The 16,911-nt window shown below is 67.1% G+C and carries 12 protein-coding genes and 2 pseudogenes; 11 read left to right on the forward strand and 3 right to left on the reverse strand.

The genetic code is table 11. From position 1 onward, the window contains the following. The first annotated feature begins 26 nt into the window (after positions 1 to 26). From AC0IX7_RS06825 to AC0IX7_RS06840, 4 genes are read left to right on the forward strand one after another with little or no spacing between them, the layout of a single operon-like run. Positions 27 to 281 carry a winged helix-turn-helix domain-containing protein gene (locus AC0IX7_RS06825; protein WP_471810947.1) on the forward strand — a complete coding sequence of 85 codons (255 nt, stop codon included), beginning with the start codon at positions 27 to 29 and terminating at the stop codon, positions 279 to 281. Next, a complete protein-coding gene (locus tag AC0IX7_RS06830; RefSeq protein ID WP_471810948.1) occupies positions 278 to 736 on the forward strand; it encodes a hypothetical protein in 459 nt (152 codons plus the stop codon). Before AC0IX7_RS06825 ends, AC0IX7_RS06830 begins: the two co-directional genes overlap by 4 nt. Beyond that, positions 703 to 1,434 (forward strand): histidine kinase dimerization/phospho-acceptor domain-containing protein, encoded by a 732-nt coding sequence (locus AC0IX7_RS06835; protein WP_471810949.1) that lies wholly within the window; start codon positions 703 to 705, stop codon positions 1,432 to 1,434. The genes AC0IX7_RS06830 and AC0IX7_RS06835 overlap by 34 nt, the downstream gene beginning before the upstream one ends. Then, positions 1,431 to 1,601, forward strand: a complete 171-nt coding sequence (locus AC0IX7_RS06840) for an ATP-binding protein (protein ID WP_471813774.1) — start codon at positions 1,431 to 1,433, stop codon at positions 1,599 to 1,601. Before AC0IX7_RS06835 ends, AC0IX7_RS06840 begins: the two co-directional genes overlap by 4 nt. A 12-nt stretch (positions 1,602 to 1,613) precedes the next feature. Here the strand turns inward: AC0IX7_RS06840 and AC0IX7_RS06845 are convergent, their stop codons facing one another. Continuing rightward, complete coding sequence (locus AC0IX7_RS06845) at positions 1,614 to 2,813, reverse strand: acyl-CoA dehydrogenase family protein (protein WP_471813776.1); 1,200 nt, start codon at positions 2,811 to 2,813, stop codon at positions 1,614 to 1,616. 271 nt (positions 2,814 to 3,084) lie between these two features. Between AC0IX7_RS06845 and AC0IX7_RS06850 the strand changes: the two are divergent. Then, positions 3,085 to 3,648 (forward strand): annotated as a pseudogene (locus AC0IX7_RS06850) (DNA-3-methyladenine glycosylase I). Positions 3,649 to 3,665: 17 nt separating this feature from the next. Here AC0IX7_RS06850 and AC0IX7_RS06855 read toward each other — a convergent pair. Continuing rightward, positions 3,666 to 4,682 (reverse strand): cupin-like domain-containing protein, encoded by a 1,017-nt coding sequence (locus AC0IX7_RS06855; protein ID WP_471810950.1) that lies wholly within the window; start codon positions 4,680 to 4,682, stop codon positions 3,666 to 3,668. After that, on the reverse strand, positions 4,679 to 5,365 hold the full coding sequence (locus AC0IX7_RS06860) for a SapC family protein (RefSeq protein ID WP_471810951.1): 687 nt from the start codon (positions 5,363 to 5,365) through the stop codon (positions 4,679 to 4,681). Before AC0IX7_RS06860 ends, AC0IX7_RS06855 begins: the two co-directional genes overlap by 4 nt. A 321-nt stretch (positions 5,366 to 5,686) precedes the next feature. Between AC0IX7_RS06860 and AC0IX7_RS06865 the strand changes: the two genes are divergently transcribed. From AC0IX7_RS06865 to AC0IX7_RS06890, 6 genes and pseudogenes are all read left to right on the forward strand, one after another. Further along, on the forward strand, positions 5,687 to 8,656 hold the full coding sequence (locus AC0IX7_RS06865; RefSeq protein ID WP_471810952.1) for a TonB-dependent receptor: 2,970 nt from the start codon (positions 5,687 to 5,689) through the stop codon (positions 8,654 to 8,656). A 61-nt stretch (positions 8,657 to 8,717) separates the two neighbouring features. Then, positions 8,718 to 10,259, forward strand: coding sequence for a tryptophan halogenase family protein (locus AC0IX7_RS06870; RefSeq protein ID WP_471810953.1), 1,542 nt, complete (start codon positions 8,718 to 8,720; stop codon positions 10,257 to 10,259). A gap of 16 nt (positions 10,260 to 10,275) precedes the next feature. Then, positions 10,276 to 12,228 (forward strand): sialate O-acetylesterase, encoded by a 1,953-nt coding sequence (locus AC0IX7_RS06875; protein ID WP_471810954.1) that lies wholly within the window; start codon positions 10,276 to 10,278, stop codon positions 12,226 to 12,228. A gap of 64 nt (positions 12,229 to 12,292) precedes the next feature. Further along, positions 12,293 to 14,962, forward strand: a pseudogene (locus AC0IX7_RS06880) (glycoside hydrolase family 3 C-terminal domain-containing protein). Positions 14,963 to 14,975: 13 nt separating this feature from the next. Further along, the gene (locus tag AC0IX7_RS06885; protein WP_471810955.1) at positions 14,976 to 15,575 is read left to right on the forward strand and encodes a hypothetical protein; all 600 of its coding nucleotides are present in this window, start codon (positions 14,976 to 14,978) and stop codon (positions 15,573 to 15,575) included. Beyond that, complete coding sequence (locus tag AC0IX7_RS06890) at positions 15,491 to 16,870, forward strand: NPCBM/NEW2 domain-containing protein (RefSeq protein ID WP_471810956.1); 1,380 nt, start codon at positions 15,491 to 15,493, stop codon at positions 16,868 to 16,870. The genes AC0IX7_RS06885 and AC0IX7_RS06890 overlap by 85 nt, the downstream gene beginning before the upstream one ends. The last annotated feature ends 41 nt before the right edge of the window (positions 16,871 to 16,911 follow it).

Here is a 16,911-nt window from a genome sequence, read left to right on the forward strand (position 1 = left end):
TCAGCTTCGATCTCGAAACGCGGCTGGTGCGGGTCGCGGACGCGGCGATCGCGCTGTCGGTGCGCGAGACCGAGCTGCTCGAACTGCTGCTGCGGCGCGCCGGCAACGTCGTGCCGAAGCGGATCGCCGAGGATCATCTGTTCGGACTGGGCGGCGATCTCGGCTCGAATGCGGTCGAGGTCTATGTCCATCGCCTGCGGAAGAAACTCGACGATGCGGATAGCGGCGCGCGGATCGAGACGGTGCGCGGCGTCGGCTACATGATCGTGTGCAAGCCGTGAGGCCGAGGCAGCCCCGGTCCCTGCTGCCCCGGTCCCTGCTGGGCCAGTTCGTCGCACTCCACATCGTCACCGCCTTGATCGCTACGATCGCGCTGTCGCTCGGCGTCGCAGCGCTGCTGCATAGCACCGCCGATCATTACCAGCGGCGGCTGCTCCGCCAGCAGGCGGCGACCGTCGCAAGCGCCCTGCCCTCGTATGCCGCACTTCGCAGCGACGCGCTGACCGATGGCATGGCGATCGCCGTCATCGACCGGAACCGTGCGGTTCTGTTGGCAAAGGCCCCGCCCGCCCGCACGTCATCGCCGCTGCACCGCTGGATCGCGGCGCGCATTTCTTCCGCCGCGGGGCCGTCGAGGCGTACAGCCTGCCGACGCGAGACGGGCGCTGGATCGTCGCATCGCAGGACAGCGCCGCGCCCGAAGTGGTCACCGACGACATCGTCAGCGCATTCCTGAAACGGTTCGCTCTGCTCGTCCTGCCGATCGCCGCGCTGGTGCCGCTGATCGGCGCGCTGCTGACCCGACGCCTCACCCGGCGGATGCAGGCGGTGTCGGCGACCGCGGCCGCGATCGGTCCACGCACGCTCGACACGCGGTTGCCGCGCGGCACGCTGCCGTCCGAGGTCGAGCCGCTCGCCGCCGCCACCAACGAAGCGCTCGACCGGCTAGAGGACGGCTTCCGCACGCAGGCCGCGTTCGCCGCGGACATCGCCCACGAACTGCGCACGCCGCTCGCCGTGATCCGCCTGCGCGCGGATGCGGTCGACGACGCGGCGGTGAAGACGGCGCTGCTCGCAGCGGTCGACCGCGCCGCCCGCGTAGTGACGCAACTGCTCGCACTCGCCGATCTCGAACGGCCGGTCGAGGAGGACGGCGAACCGCTCGAACTCCTCGCACTGGCCGAATCGGTGATCGCCGGTCGCGCGCCGGGGATCATTGCAGGCGGACGAACGATCGCTCTCGAAGACCAGTCGTCGGACATCGGCGGCACCGGCTATCCGGGCGCCATCGTCCTCGCGCTGGAGAACCTCGTCGACAACGCCGTGCGCCACACCCCGCCCGGCACCGCGATCGTCGTCCAGATCGGGCCGGGCCCTGCCTCGCCGTCACCGACGATGGCGACGGCGTCGCGCCCGACCAACTCGCACGGCTGAAGGACCGCTTCTGGCGCGCCGACGGCTCCCGCTCCGAAGGCTCGGGGATCGGCCTGTCGATCGTCGACCGCGTCGCCCGCGCGCACCACGGCGTTCTCGACGTCGCGACCGGTCCCGGCGGCAGGGGGCTGCGCTTCACCATGACACTTGGCCCGCGCTCGTCCTGAAAAGCGCCTCGCTCAACCCTGAGCCTCGCTGGCCTGCGCCTTCCAGTCGCGCTTGATCTTCTTGGCGAGGCTCCATTTATGGACTTCGGTCGGGCCGTCGTAGATGCGGAAGGCGCGGACCTCACGGAATACCTGCTCGACGATCGTATCGCCAGTCACGCCCGTGCCGCCCATCACCTGAACGCAGCGGTCGGCGATCCGCATCAGCGCCTCCGACACCGCGACCTTCGCCATCGAACTCTCCGCGGTACCGAGCGATCCGGTATCGAGCACCCCGGCGCACCAGTCGATCATCAATTCGGCCTGGCGGAGGTCGATCATATTTTCGGCCAGCATGAAGCCGACACCCTCGTGATCGATCAGCGGCTTGCCGAACGCGTGACGGCGACAGGCATAATCGACAGCGATATCGTTGGCGCGGACGCAGGCGCCGAGCCAGCGCATGCAGTGTGACAATCGTGCCGGGGACAGCCGCACCTGAGCGTAGCGAAACCCCTCGTGCGGCGCGCCGAGGATCGCGTCTGACGAAACACGCAGACCGTCGATCGCGATTACCGCGTGACCGCCCGGCATCGAACTGTCGATCGTATCGAGCACGCGTTCGATGCGGATCGCCGGATCGGGCAGATCGACCAGGAACATCGTCGCCGCGAGCTTTCCGTCACCCGCGTCGGTACGCGCCATGACGATGCCGACCTTCGCGCCGTCGGCCCCGGTGATGAACGCCTTGCGCCCGTCGATCACCCAGTGGTTGCCGTCGAGCCGCGCGGTCGTCTGCATCATCGACGGATCGGAGCCCGCGCCCCCTTCTGCCGCCGGCTCGGTCATGAAGAACGCCGACCGCGCATGGCCGGCGATCATCGGCGTCAGGAAACGTGCCTTCTGCGCCGTCGTACCGGCCTTGCCGATCAGGTACATATTGCCTTCATCGGGGGCCATCGTGTTGCAGGCCAGCGGACCGAGCGGCGACAGGCCCGAGCGGATCAGCACATACGCGGTCTCCGCCTGGGTCAGGTGCTCGCCATCGCCGAGAATGTGCGGCGTCAGCACGCCGGCCTCGCGTGCCAGCCCCCGCATCTCGTGGACGAGATCGTCCGACGGACCATGGGGACCGCGCCGCGGATCGCGCTCGAAGGGTATGACGACCTCGCGCACGAACCGCTCGACCCGCTCACCGATCGCCACCGCCCGTGCGGTCGGGGCAGCACTCATGAGGACCATCCGTGGTCGATCATGGTATCCGAACGGGGTGCCCGCGCGCTTGGTGGACGATAGGTCGGTCGGCATGGCGTCCAGCGATCCTCTCTCGGCAATTCGCACCGTCTTCGGTGCCCTTCATCACCTTCGCTATCGCACCAGACGCTGGCAAGTTCCGATCCTTTCTCGGTGCGCGACATTGCCGCGCAGGATCGACAGAGGCGCGCAAACCGCGCATCGTACCGGGCAACATGACACTTCCCGATCAAACCTCGCGGTGCCCGACATGACGATTTCGGACGTCACGCGCTGTCGCTGGGCGCAGAGCGATCCGTTGCTTGCCGCCTATCACGATGCCGAATGGGGCGTGCCCGAGCGCGATCCGCGCGCGCTGTGGGAAAAGTTGATGCTCGACGGGTTTCAGGCCGGGCTGGCCTGGATCACGATCCTGCGAAAGCGCGATGCGTTTCGTGCGGCATTCGCGGGCTTCGACCCCGAGACCGTTGCTGGGTTCGGCGAGGACGACGTCACGGCGATGCTTGCCAATGCCGGCATCGTCCGCTCGCGCGCCAAGATCGAAGCGACGATCGGCAACGCCCGCGCCTATCTGGCGATGCGCGACGCCGGCGAAGATTTCGCCGATTTCGTCTGACGCTTCGTCGACGGCTCCCCGGTCGTCGGCGATGGCGAGAAGGCGCTGACCCGGTCGCCGGCATCGGCGGCGCTGTCCGCGGCGCTCAAGCAGCGCGGGTTCAAGTTCGTCGGGCCGGTCATCGTCTATGCGTGGATGCAGGCATGCGGACTGGTCGACGACCACGAGGCATGCTGTTTCCGGCGAACCGCCGCGTGATGCGGCGCGGTTCGCCGTCAGCCGCCGCGCAATAGGCGCATGACGAGCGTGCGGATGCGCGCGTAATTGTCCTTCGATTGTGCCCCGAGCACGCCGTGCTGCTCGACGGGCAGGAACGACAGCGGGTGGCCGTCCGGGCGAAACACGTAATGATCGAACCATGCGCGCCATGCTTCGCGCTCGGCAGGCGGCCGCTCGGCGATCGCGAGCATGGACATCAGCATCGCGGTGTATGGCTGGTCGGGCCCTGTCGCGAAACCATCCCACCAGAAATTGACGAGCACGTTGACCTCGCTGAGCGCCTCGACCTGATGCCACCACAGCTTCGGGATATAGAGGGCGTCGCCGGGATCGAGTTCGACGACCAATGCCCGGTCCCTCGCCTGCGCGAACTTCGGGTACCGCGGATCGCCCGGTTCGCTGCCGACCGCGAGGCTTATCGGTTGCCCGGCCAGCGTGTGGTCGATCGGCCCGACGTACAGGTCCTCGATCGCATCGGGCGGAAACAGCGTGAAGCGACGCCGACCCACCGCCACGCAGGCGACATTGTCCATCGTATCGTAATGGCAGGCGACGGTGGACGGGTGACCGATCCAGAACCGCGGACGGACGGCGACCGGCACGAACGGCAGCCGGGTCGTCTCCTCGATGCCGGGGAAATACGTCTCCGCCGCCAGCGACCCCATATACATGCTGGGTCGATCAGGCTCGGACGCGCTCGCGAGGATCTGCGTGAGCGCGTCGTCGAACCGGATCATGCTCCGATCGAAATTGAAGCCAGCCATCGACGCATCGTAATTGTACCGCGCCGCGATCTCCGGTTTGCCGACGAACACCTCCGCCAGCCGCCCCGCGTCGAAGCGCCGGAATTGGTCGATGACCCCGGCCAGGTTTTCGCCCGGTGCCGTACGATCGGCCAGCATCGCCCAATCGCGCGCCGCACCGCGCATGATCGCGGGTTCTCCCCGTTCCATGACGATCGTCCGGAAATGGTCCGGATCGCGCAACGCGCCAGCGGGCGGCTCGTGGATCATCGGCCGATTTCTCCCAGCCGGTCGTTCCGGCGGCGTCCCAGCGTCCGCAGATGGCGCACCGACCCGGTCTGGGCATAGGCAAGCTGCAGATCGCCACTGTGGAAGAGGTCGAGCGCGGCCGCGTCGGGCAGCGCGTGCAACGCGTCGAGGCTGATCGTGTACAGCCCTTCGAGCGTCAGGCTCTCGCCGTCGTCGAACGACATCGAGATGTCGATCGGTTCCAGCAGGCGGTGCTCCAGCAGGCGTCCGATAAACGCATCGGTTTCGGGGAGGCCTCTCTCCAGCACATGCAACGCGTGCTGAACCCGTTTCAATGGTAGCGCTGCCTCTCCATCCAGCTCGAATACCGGCTGGCCATCGGGCGCGACGAACACCGGATGGTCGCGATCCACGACCAACTGTCCGTCGGTGATATAGAAGCCCTGGCGCTCCAGATCGGCAGGACGATAATCCGCCAGAACGCCCTCCTTCGTCAGCAGATTTTGTCCCGGCTCCAGCCCCATCACGACCCCGGCGTAGAACGCGCCCGTCTCCGGATGCTTGGTGAAGAGGATAGGATAATAGGGCGCGGCCTGCAAAAACTCGTCCGCGACGATCTGCGCAAAATGCCGCTGGCCATCACAGGCCCGCGATACGCGAAGCGACGCATGCTGTGCGTGGTTCAGCATTTCCCAGGCCGGCATCGCCTTCTCCCTATCTCGCTATCGTCTTTGCCCCTCAGATCGCACAGCGCGGCGCGGTTGCAAAGGCGCGGTGCGATCACTCATACAAATGCTTGCAACTCCAAATAGGGTGCGTATGGTGGGAGCGCTAACGGTGATGGCCGAGACGGTTCGTAGAGCACCTGATTCGCCCATCACAAGATTTGGTCGCGCATGCTTCTCAGAAGAAGAGCGGAGCGACGTTGCATGAGGGGATGACTGGATATGACCACGAATTTTCGTGATTTGGGCCTTCACAGCTTGTCGCGGCCAAAGAACACACTTGCTTGTGCCACCAGCGTCATGGCGTTGATGTGGTCGATCCCTGCTTTGGCACAGGACCAAGGTACGCCGCAGAACAGCACGACCGTTCAGCCGGCCGCCCCGCAGCCCGCCGTCCCTTCCACCGCGAACACGACTACCGCGGCGCAGGCCGGGCAGCCGCAGGATCCGGCGACCGCGCCCGACGCATCGCAGGGCAACGCAGCCGGCGAAGGCGACGAGATCATCATCACCGGCCTGCGCGGCTCGTTGCAGCGCAACCTCGACCTGAAGCGCACGTCCTCGGGCGTCGTGGACGTCATATCTGCCGAGGATATCGGCAAATTCCCCGATTCGAACGTCGCAGCGGCCTTGCAGCGCCTTCCCGGCGTGTCGATCCAGCGCTCGGGTTCGCGTGGCGAGCCTACGGGCATCACCGTCCGCGGCTTCGGCGGCGATTTCAACACCACTCTGTATGACGGCCGTCGCATCTCGACCGCCACCGGTGGTCGCCAGATCGATTTCAGCACCGTCGGCGTCGACTTCATCGGCCAGCTCAGCGTGCTCAAGACCCCGGACGTATCGCTGTCGTCGAGCTCGATCGGTGCGACGGTCGACATCCAGTTCCCGAAGCCGTTCGATCATCCCGGCTTCCGCCTTGCCGCGACCGGCTCGGGTTCGATCCAGGAGCGGGCCGGCAGGATCGTGCCGACCGCGGGCCTGCTGATCAGCGATACCAACGCGGACGAGACGTTCGGCGTGCTGGCCGACGTCATCTACACGCGGCGTGATACCGATACCAACCGCGTGTACGTGTCCGGTTGGCCGGGCGGTAACTTCGCGCCGTGCCAGCTGGCTGGGAACGCCGGTGCCGGGGCGTGCTCGCCGACCAGCGATACGGCATCGGCGGCGTACGCGAACCCCAACAACCGCCAGAACATCCCGGGCTGGTTCCCGCAGCAATATGGCGCGGAGCAGCAGCGCGTGAAGGACGAGCGCGTCGACGCCCGCGTCGCGTTCCAATATCATCCGACCGACGACCTGATGATCACGCTGGACAATAACTTCTCGCGCCAGGAAATCGTCCAGAACAACTACGCGTTCGGCGTCTGGTTCAACCAGGGCGATCTGCGCAACGTGACCCTCGACGGAAACGGGACCGCGGTCGACTTCACGCAGGCCGGTACGCCGACCGACTTCACGGCGGCGCGCAACACCGAGATCCTGCAGACCAATCAGACCGGCCTCAACGTTAAATACGACGTGACCGACAATCTGACGCTCGAGGCCGACGGGTCCTATGCGAAGAGCTGGCGGAACCCCGGCAACGTCATCGGCAGCCAGAACGGCGACATCGGCTATGGCAGTGCGCTGGGCAACACGTTGCAGTTCACGGTCGACGGCAACAGCAGCGGCGCGTTCCCGACGATTAGCAACTTCGGTCCGGCCGGCAACACCGCCGCCTGGGCGGACACGTCGCTGATCGGCACGCATGTCGCGGTCAACCAGACGCAGCGCAACACCGACGAACTGATGCAGTTCCGCGGCAATGCCACCTGGAAGCAGGACGACCTGACGATCAAGGCCGGCGGCCAATTCTATCAGGATACGTTCAACTTCCGGAACACCAGCACGTTCACGAACAATTTCTGGCAGGCCTATGCCGGTTATGGTGCGCCCTCCGCCGGCACCTCGGGCGTCGCGCCCCTGCCGGGCAGCCTGTACCAGGGATCGGTCAGCCTCAACAACTTCATCCCGGGGTTCGACGGCAGCCTGCCGCCATCGGTGTTCGTGTTCAGCCCGGTCGCCTACCAGAACTATCTGACCAGCCTGGGCAACCCGCAGGCGCAGAACGTGCCGGGCTTCAACTATGCGAACGTGACCGGCTTCACCGGGACCTTCGACGAAGCGGTCGATCCGGGCAGCATATTGCGCGTCAGGGAGCGGACGTGGTCGCTGTACTTCAGCGTCAACTTCAAGACCGAGATCGGCAGCCTGCCGTTCACCTTCAACGCAGGCGTGCGTAACGAGAACACCAACCTCGTCTCGACCGGACAGGGTCGCCTGCCGACGTCGCTGGTGACCAGCACGGCGGACCGGACGCTGCTGAGCATCCCGACCTATACGGAAGTGCAAGGCGTCACGAGCAACAGCTCCTACTCGTACCTGCTGCCCAGCATGGATGCGAAGCTGGAACTGACGGACAATCTAATCCTCCGGTTCGATGCCTCGCGGACGCTGACCCGTCCGTCGCTCGCGCTGCTGAACCCGGTGCTCAACGTCGGCAACGGCCAGCGCATCGGCGCCCTGTCGGCAAGCGGCGGCAACCCGGACCTCAAGCCCTATCTCGCCGACAATTTCGATATCGGGGCGGAATGGTACTATAAGCGGAACTCGTACCTGTCGGTCGGCTTCTTCCTGAAGAACGTCAGCAACTTCGTGGTCGGCGGCGTGACGCGGCAGACGATCAACGGCCTCGTCGATCCGACCACCGGACAGCTCGCCAGCTTCGCGGTCACCCAGCAGGTCAACGGACCCGACGCCACCGTACGCGGCGTCGAGCTCGCCTGGCAGCAGGTCTTCGGCGACACCGGCTTTGGCTTCCAGGCCAATGCGACGTTCGTGAACACCAACCGGCCCTATGACGACAAGAACATCTCGCAGACCGGCTTCGCGGTCACGGGCCTGGCGAACTCGGCGAACTTCGTCGGCTTCTACGACAAGGGCGGGTTCCAGTTCAGGACGGCGCTCAACTGGCGCGACAAGTATCTGCTCCAGTTCGGCCAGAACCAGAACACCGGGTCGTTCGGTGCCGAGCCGACCTTCGTCAACCAGAGCTTCCAGATCGACCTGACGACGAGCTACGACATCAACAAGCACTTCAGCGTGTTCGGCGAGGCGCTGAACATCAACAACAACCAGCAGAGCACGCACGGTCGATACGACAACCAGCTGCTCGACGTGTTCGATTACGGCCGTCGCTACACGGCCGGTATCCGCTACCGCTTCTGACCCTCTCCCCCTGGCGGAGCACGATTTGTTCGTGCTCCGCCTCTTTCGATTACGCTGCACCATGCACGAAATTCAGAACATCGTTATCGTCGGCGGCGGCACCGCAGGGTGGCTGACCGCGGGCGTCATCGCGGCCAAGCATCAGGCCCGTCGCCAGCACGGCTTCACCGTGACCCTGGCCGAATCGCCCAACGTGCCGACCATCGGCGTCGGCGAAGGGACATGGCCGACGCTGCGCTCCACGCTCAAGAAGATGGGCGTGTCGGAGACCGAACTGTTCCGGCAATGCGACGCATCCTTCAAGCAGGGCGCACGGTTCAACCGCTGGGCCACCGGCGCGCCGGACGACGGCTATTACCATCCGCTTATGCTCCCGCAGCATTTCGGGCAGGTGAACCTCGCGCCGCACTGGCTGGCGGAAGAGGGCGGCACGACGTTCTGCGACACGGTCACGCCGCAGGGCCGGATCTGCGACGAAGGGCTCGGTCCCAAGACGATCGCGACGCCCGAATATGACGGCCACGCGAACTACGCCTACCACCTCGACGCGGGCAAATTCTCGCACTTCCTCCAGCGGCATTGCTGCGACACGCTGGGTGTCCGCCACGTCAAGGCGGACGTCACCGAGGTCCGGCTCGACGAGAGCGGCGACATCGCCAGTCTCGATACCGAGCAGGGCATATCGATCGCGGGCGACCTGTTCGTCGACTGCACGGGCTTTGCCGCACTATTGATCGGCGGCGCGATGAAGGTACCATTCCGCAGCTGCACCGACGTGCTGTTCTGCGACACCGCGCTGGCGATGCAGGTGCCGTACGACCTGCCCGACGATCCGATCGCGAGCCATACGATCTCGACCGCGCAGTCGGCGGGCTGGATCTGGGACATCGGCCTGCCGACGCGGCGCGGGGTCGGCCATGTCTTCTCCAGCAGTCACATCAGCGTGGATGCCGCCGAGCAGGAACTGCGCGACTATATCGGCCCTGCCGCGCGCGACCTGACCGCGCGGCAGCTAGCCATACGTGCCGGTCACCGCGAGCAGTTCTGGGCGCGCAACTGCGTCGCGGTCGGTCTTGCGGCGGGGTTCCTCGAGCCACTCGAAGCCTCCGCGATCGTCTTGATCGAGCTTTCGGCGAAGATGATCGCGGAACAGATGCCGGCCTGCCGCGAGGTGATGGACGTCGTCGCGCGCCGCTTCAACGACACCACCAGCTACCGCTGGGGCCGCATCATCGACTTCCTCAAGCTGCATTATGCACTGACCAAGCGCACCGACACCGCGTTCTGGCGCGACAATGTGCGGCCGGAAACGATCCCCGACCGCCTGATGGGACTGATGGAATTGTGGCGCTTCCAGTCGCCATGGGTGCATGACGAGTTCGACCGCGCCGAAGAGGTCTTCCCGTCCGCCAGCTATCAATATGTGCTGTACGGCATGGGTGCGCGGACCGCGGTGATGCCGGGCACGATCGACGACGACCTCGCGCTGGCGCGGCGTGCGCGACACGACAACCAGATGCAGACGCAGCGACTGGTCAGCAGCCTGCCGGGCCACCGCGATCTCATCGATAAGATCAAGCGGCACGGCCTTCGGTCGATCTAGCCGTCAGGGGAACATTATGCGGACCGTCACAGCGTGCTTGGCCATCGGCGCGATCCTAACCATCGGCGCGACCGCCGCGTCGGCGGCCCCGCGCCTCGACGGTATCCTGAGCGATCACGCGGTAATCCAGCGCGGCCAGCCCGTCGTCCTGACCGGACAGGCGGCGGCTGGCGAGACGGTGATGATCACGCTCGCCGGCCGCAGCGTCACGGCCAAGGCCGCGCGCGACGGCAAGTTTTCGGCGACCCTGCCCGCGCTTCCCGCCGGCGGTCCCTACGACCTGACGATCGCCGCGCCGAGCGGTGCGGCGGTCCTCCGCGATATCCTGGTCGGCGACGTGTTCCTGTGTTCGGGGCAGAGCAACATGGAGTTGCGCGTCGACCAGGGTCAGAGCCTGTTCCCAGACGCGCATCCGGAGGTCGACGACAAGCTCCGGCTGCTGACCGTAGAGAAGGTCTCCGCCGCTGCACCGGTCGCGCGATTTGCCCAACAGCCAGCATGGACCGTGTCCGGCCCCACCACCGCGCCAAGCTTCTCCGCCGCGTGCTTCTACATGGTCCAGGCGCTGCGCCGCACGTCGGGCGTGCCGATCGGCGCAGTGCATTCGAGCTGGGGCGGATCGCGGATCAGCGCGTGGATGAGCGACGCTGCGCTGCGTCAGGCCGGGCTCGGCGACCCCGCCGACCTGCTCGCGCTTTATGCCCGCGATCCCGCCGCGGCCAACCGCCGCGCGTCGACGATCTGGGAAAGTTGGTGGCGCACGGGCTCGGGCGACGCCGTCGGCCGCGAGCCGTGGCAGCCGGATGCCGCGCTCGACTGGCGTCCCGTGCCAGCGATGACCAATTTCGAGACATGGGGCGTGCCAGAACTCGCCAGCTACAACGGCATGCTCTGGTACCAGCACGAGGTCCAGCTGACCGCCGAACAGGCGCGCGGCCCTGCGACCCTGGTGCTTGGCATGGTCGACGACGCGGACCGCACCTGGGTCAACGGCGTGGGCGTCGGCGGCAGCAGCCTCGCCTCGCAATCGCGCGTCTACGCGCTGCCCGCCGGCAGTTTGAAAGCCGGGCGCAACGTCATCACCGTCAACGACGACGACGTCTACGCCTATGGCGGGATGACCGGCCCCGCGGATGCGATGCGCCTGTCGTTCGCCGACGGAACGAGCGTACCGCTCGGTACCGGCTGGCGTTATGCGATCGCCAAGCGTCTCGCGGGCGCCGCGCCGCGCGTGCCGTGGGACGACATCAATGGCGCGGGCACGCTCTACAACGCGATGATCGCGCCGCTCGGCGCCACGAAATTCGCCGGGATGGCCTGGTATCAGGGCGAGTCCGACACCGGCATCCCCGGTTACGATCGCCGGATGACGGCATTGATCGCCGACTGGCGGCGCCGTTTCGGCACGCCCGAGACCGGCTTCGCGATCGTCCAGCTCGCCAATTACGGCAGCCCGGCGATCGCGCCCAACGAAAGCGGCTGGGGCGACGTCCGCGATGCGCAACGACGCGTGGCGGCGGCAGACCCGCACGCCGGCATCGCCGTCGCGCTCGATCTCGGCGATGCGCTCGACATCCATCCGGGCGAGAAGCACGAGGTTGGCCAAAGGCTCGCCCGCGTGATGCGCGCGGCGGTGTACGGTGAAAAGATCGCGCCCTCCGGCCCGGCGGTCGCCGATGCACGGCGTGAGCCGGATGGCAGCTTCACGGTCCGGTTCCGCGGCGTCACGGGCGCGTTGCACGCTCGCAGTTCCGCGCAGGCGATCGGCTTCGAACTGTGCGGCGCTGCGGTCGGCACCTGCCGCTACGCTCCGGGCAAGGTCGCGAGGTCGGAGGTCACGCTCCCCGGCGATGGCCAACCCGTCACACGCGTCCGCTATGCCTGGGCCGACGCCCCCGCGACCAACCTCGCCGACGACGCACCGCTGCCCGTCGGCACGTTCGAAGTGCCGGTCGTGCCGGCGCGATAAGCCTCAAACGGGCGCGAACAACAAGAACGGCCGCCGAAACGCGCCGCAACGGGACAGACTGACGATGCGCATGACCATGAGGGCGAAAGCCCTGGCGACGGCCGGGCTCGCGCTCGTAATCTCCCCTACGATCGCACGCGAGCCGGCCGCTGCACCGAGCGAGCGGACGGCAACCGACCCCGCCGAGCAGATGGCCCGCGCCATCGTCGCGCGGATGACGCTCGACGAGAAACTGCCGCAATTGCTCAACGTCGCGCCCGCCATCCCGCGGCTCGGCGTGCCCGCGTACAACTGGTGGACCGAGTCGCTGCACGGCGCGCTCGGCCCGCTCGCGACCACTAACTTCCCCGAGCCGATCGGCCTTGCCGCGACCTTCGACGGTCCGATCGTCCACGACGTCGCGGGCGCGATCAGCGAGGAGGTACGCGGGCTGCACACGCTCGGCCGCGAGACCGGCAGGAACGGGCATATCGGCACCGGGCTCGACACTTGGTCGCCCAACATCAACATCTTCCGCGATCCGCGCTGGGGTCGCGGGCAGGAGACATATGGCGAGGATCCGTTCCTGACCGCGGCGATGGGCGTCGCCTTCGTCCGCGGGATGCAGGGCCCCAACCCCGATCGCCCGCAGGTGATCGCCACGCCGAAGCACTTCGCGGTGCACAGCGGGCCCGAGGAACGCGGCATTCCGCTAACGTCTTCGTTTCCGCGCACGACCTGGAGGACACCTACCTCCCCGCCTTCCGCGCGGCGCTGGTCGACGGACGCGCGGCATCGGTGATGTGCGCCTACAACCGCATCGACGGTCAGCCCGCCTGCGCCAGCGATCTGTTGTTGAAGGAGCATCTGCGCGAGGCGTGGGGCTTCAAGGGCTATGTCGTGTCCGACTGCGATGCGGTGAAGGACATCGCCGACAACCATAAATATGCGCCCGACAGCGCCGCCGCGGTCGCCGCTGCGATACGTGCGGGCGTCGACAACGAGTGCAACGGCGAAACCTTGGGCGACACCGCCGGCCTGGACACCCGGTATCGCGAGGCACTCAGTCGCGATCTGATCACCGAGGCGGACGTCGACCGGAGCCTCGTCCGCCTGTTCGCCGCACGCTACCGGACCGGCGATCTGCCCGGACTTACCGGCGCACCCAAGCGCTACCGACCAGCGTGGTCGGTGCTCCCGAGCATCGGCGGCTGGCACTGGCTGCGGCCGAGCGATCGATGGTGCTGCTCAAGAACGACGGCATCCTGCCGCTGAAGCCCGGCGTGAAGCTCGCCGTGATCGGCCCGCTCGGCGATGCCACGCGCGTGCTGCGCGGCAATTACTCGTCGCCGCTGTCGGGCCGGCCTGTGTCGGTGCTGGAGGGGCTGAAAACCGCGCTCGGTGCCAGCCAGGTCACGCTCGTGCCGTTCGGGGAGTCCGTCACGGACGGTGACCGCGTGCCAACGTCCGCGCTGCTCACGCCCGACGGCAAGCCCGGCCTGCTCGCGCGCTACTATAATCCGACGACGCCGATGCCCGCCCAATACGCACCTGGAACGCGCGAGAAACTGGTCGCCGCGGCCAAGTATCAGACACAGCCGGTGGTCACCCGCATCGAGCCCGACGTCGGCGACCGCAATCTCGATCTCGCGCGGGTGGCCGACGTCCACCGCACCGAATGGACCGGCTTCCTAGTGCCCCCGAAAGCGGCACCTACCGCGTCGGGCTGTCGGGTTCAGGCGGGACGCTGACGCTCGACGGCAAGATGATCTCCGACCGGCGCAAGGCACGCTGGAACGACCTCCCCGGTATGGCCACGCTGAAACTCGAAGGCGGCAGGCGTTATGCGATCCGCGCCGAGGGCAGCGGGGTCGACTTGGTGTGGAAGCGCGTGTCAGATGCGCCATCGGCCGAACTTCGTCGCGCGGCGGCCGCCGCCGACGTGCTGGTCGCGGTCGTCGGTCTCACCTCGGACCTCGAAGCGGAGGAGACCGGCGTGACGGTGCCGGGCTTCTCGGGCGGCGACAAGACCACGCTGGATCTGCCCGCGGACCAGATTGCGATGCTCGAACAGGCCAAGGCCAGCGGCAAGCCGATCGTGCTGGTCGCGATGAACGGCAGCCCGATCAACCTCGCCTGGGCGAAGGACAACGCCGCCGCGGTGCTGGAGGCCTGGTATCCGGGCGAGACCGGCGGCACGGCTGCGGCCAACATCATCACCGGCCGCACCAACCCGTCGGGCCGCCTGCCGCTCACCTTCTACCGCAGCGTCGCGGACCTGCCGCCGTTCGGCGACTACGCGATGAAGGGCCGCACCTATCGCTACTTTGCGGGCACGCCGGTCTATTCGTTCGGCCACGGGCTCAGCTACACGCGGTTCGGCTATACGACGCCGACCGTGACGCCCGCACGCGGCGGCGCCGAGGCCGGCATCCGTGTCACCACGCGACTGACCAACCAGGGCGATCGGCCGGGCGAAGAGGTGGCGCAGCTTTACCTGAATTTCCCGGATCGGCCGGGCACGCCGCGGATCGCACTGCGCGGCTTCCAGCGTGCCGCGCTCCGTCCCGGTGAGGCCCGCACCGTCACCTTCGACCTGTCGCCGCGCGATCTGAGTTCGGTGGCCGTCGATGGCACGCGTTCGGTCGCGGCGGGCAGCTACCGCGTCACCGTGGGCTCGGGCCAGCCGGGAACCGGCGCGCCGGTCCAATCCGCACGCTTCACCGCCCGCCCGTCGAAGGAATTGCCGAAGTGAAGCGCACCCCTTAATGATGATCGGCGTGGCGCTGGCCGCCTTGTGCGGTCCGCTTGCAGCCGCGACAGCCGCCGCCGACCCACTGACGCCTACCGGCAAATGGAGCGCCAACACCGACGGCTCCGCGCCGGTGCCGCCGATGGGCTGGAACTCGTGGAACGCCTTCAACAGCGACGTCGACGAGGAGAAGGTGCTCGCCTCCGCACAGGCGCTGGTCGATACCAAGCTGCGCGACATCGGCTATCGCTACGTCAACATCGACGATGGCTGGTGGCTCAAGCGTCGCCAGCCCGACGGGAGGTTGCTGATCCGCACCAGCCATTTCCCGTCGGCTGCGACCGGCGCGAACACCAGCTTCCGCCCGCTCACCGACCGGCTGCACGCGATGGGGCTGAAGGCCGGCATCTATTCCGACATCGGCCGCAACAGCTGCGGCCAGATCTACACCCCGATTTCAAGAACCAGCCCGAAGGCAGCGTCGCGGAACGCGAGGTCGGGCTGTACGGCCATGTCGACCAGGACATTCGGTTGTTCTTCGCCGAATGGAATTTCGATTTCATCAAGGTCGATGGCTGCGGCGCACGCGGCCTGCCGGCGGATGCACCGCGGGTGAAGTCGGGTCTCTATCGCGCGCTGACACCGCTGGTCGACATGCAGTCGCTCGGCGGATCGGACGTGGCGGGCATCCGTGGCCTCTACGAACAGGTCCACACCGCGCTGCACACGCACGCTGGCGACCGCCCCTACGTCTATTCGCTGTGTCTCTGGGGCGCGGGCGACGTACGCGCCTGGGGCAAGGACGTCGGCAATACCTCGCGCACCAGCGACGATATCCAGCCGGTCTGGCCGCGGATGCTCACCAACCTCGACACCGTCACGCACCGCGCGCTCTATGCGCATCCCGGATCGTGGAACGACCCCGACATGCTGTTCGTCGGCACCGGCGATTTCGACGCGGCGCATCTGACCGAGGCGCGGTCGCACTTCTCGCTATGGGCGATGGTCAATTCGCCGCTGATCATCGGCTACGACCTGCGCAAACTGACGCCGGAACTGCTCGCGATCTTCGGCAATGCGGACATCGTCGCGCTGAACCAGGATCCGGCCGGCAACCAGGCGGTGCTCGCCTATGATTCCGGCGAGGTGCAGACCTTCGTCAAGACGCTCGCCGACGGCAGCAAGGGCGTCGCGCTGTTCAACCGTACCGCCTCGCCCGCCAAGGCCGTGCTGACCGCTGAGCAACTCAAGATGCTGCCGACCGCCGACGTGCGGTTGAAGGACCTCTGGACCAAGAAGGACCAGAGCTTTCGGAAGGAGGTAGCGGTGACGCTCGCGCCGCACGAAACGCTGATCTTCCGCGCGACCGGCACGCGGCGCCTGCCGGGCGGGCTGTACCTTTCGGAGCAGACCGGCCGCGTCAATCCGGCCGCCGACGGAGTGGTCGTGCCACAGCCCGATCCGACGATCTACCAGTCGATCACGCCGTGGACCGGCACGCGAGGTCCCGGCGAACACCCGCAATATGGCGGCTGGGGCGGCGCCGAAGCCGACCGCGCACCGTATGGCAAACTGATGCGGGTAGCAGGCGCCGACTTCGACACGGGGATCGGCGTCCTGGCGAACTCCCGACTCGAAGTCCGCAACCAGGGTTACGCGCGGTTCGCGGCCAAGGTCGGCATCAACGATTCCGGCCAGCCGCGCTCGGGCACGACGGTGTTCGAGGTATGGGGCGACGGTCGCCTGCTCGCCAAGTCGCGGCCGATGGAATTTGGAGAGGCGGCGGTGCCGCTGGAGGCGAAGGTGGCGGGCGTGCGGATCGTGGAGTTGGTGGCGCGGGGGAGTGGTGCGACGGTAAATACCGGCACGCCGCAACCTGCAACATGGGCGGACGCCGCGCTCTACAAATAGGGACGGGGAGGCCGCCCCTCCCCCGTTCGCCCTGAGCGTAG

The organism is Sphingomonas sp. AC411, assembly GCF_979253035.1.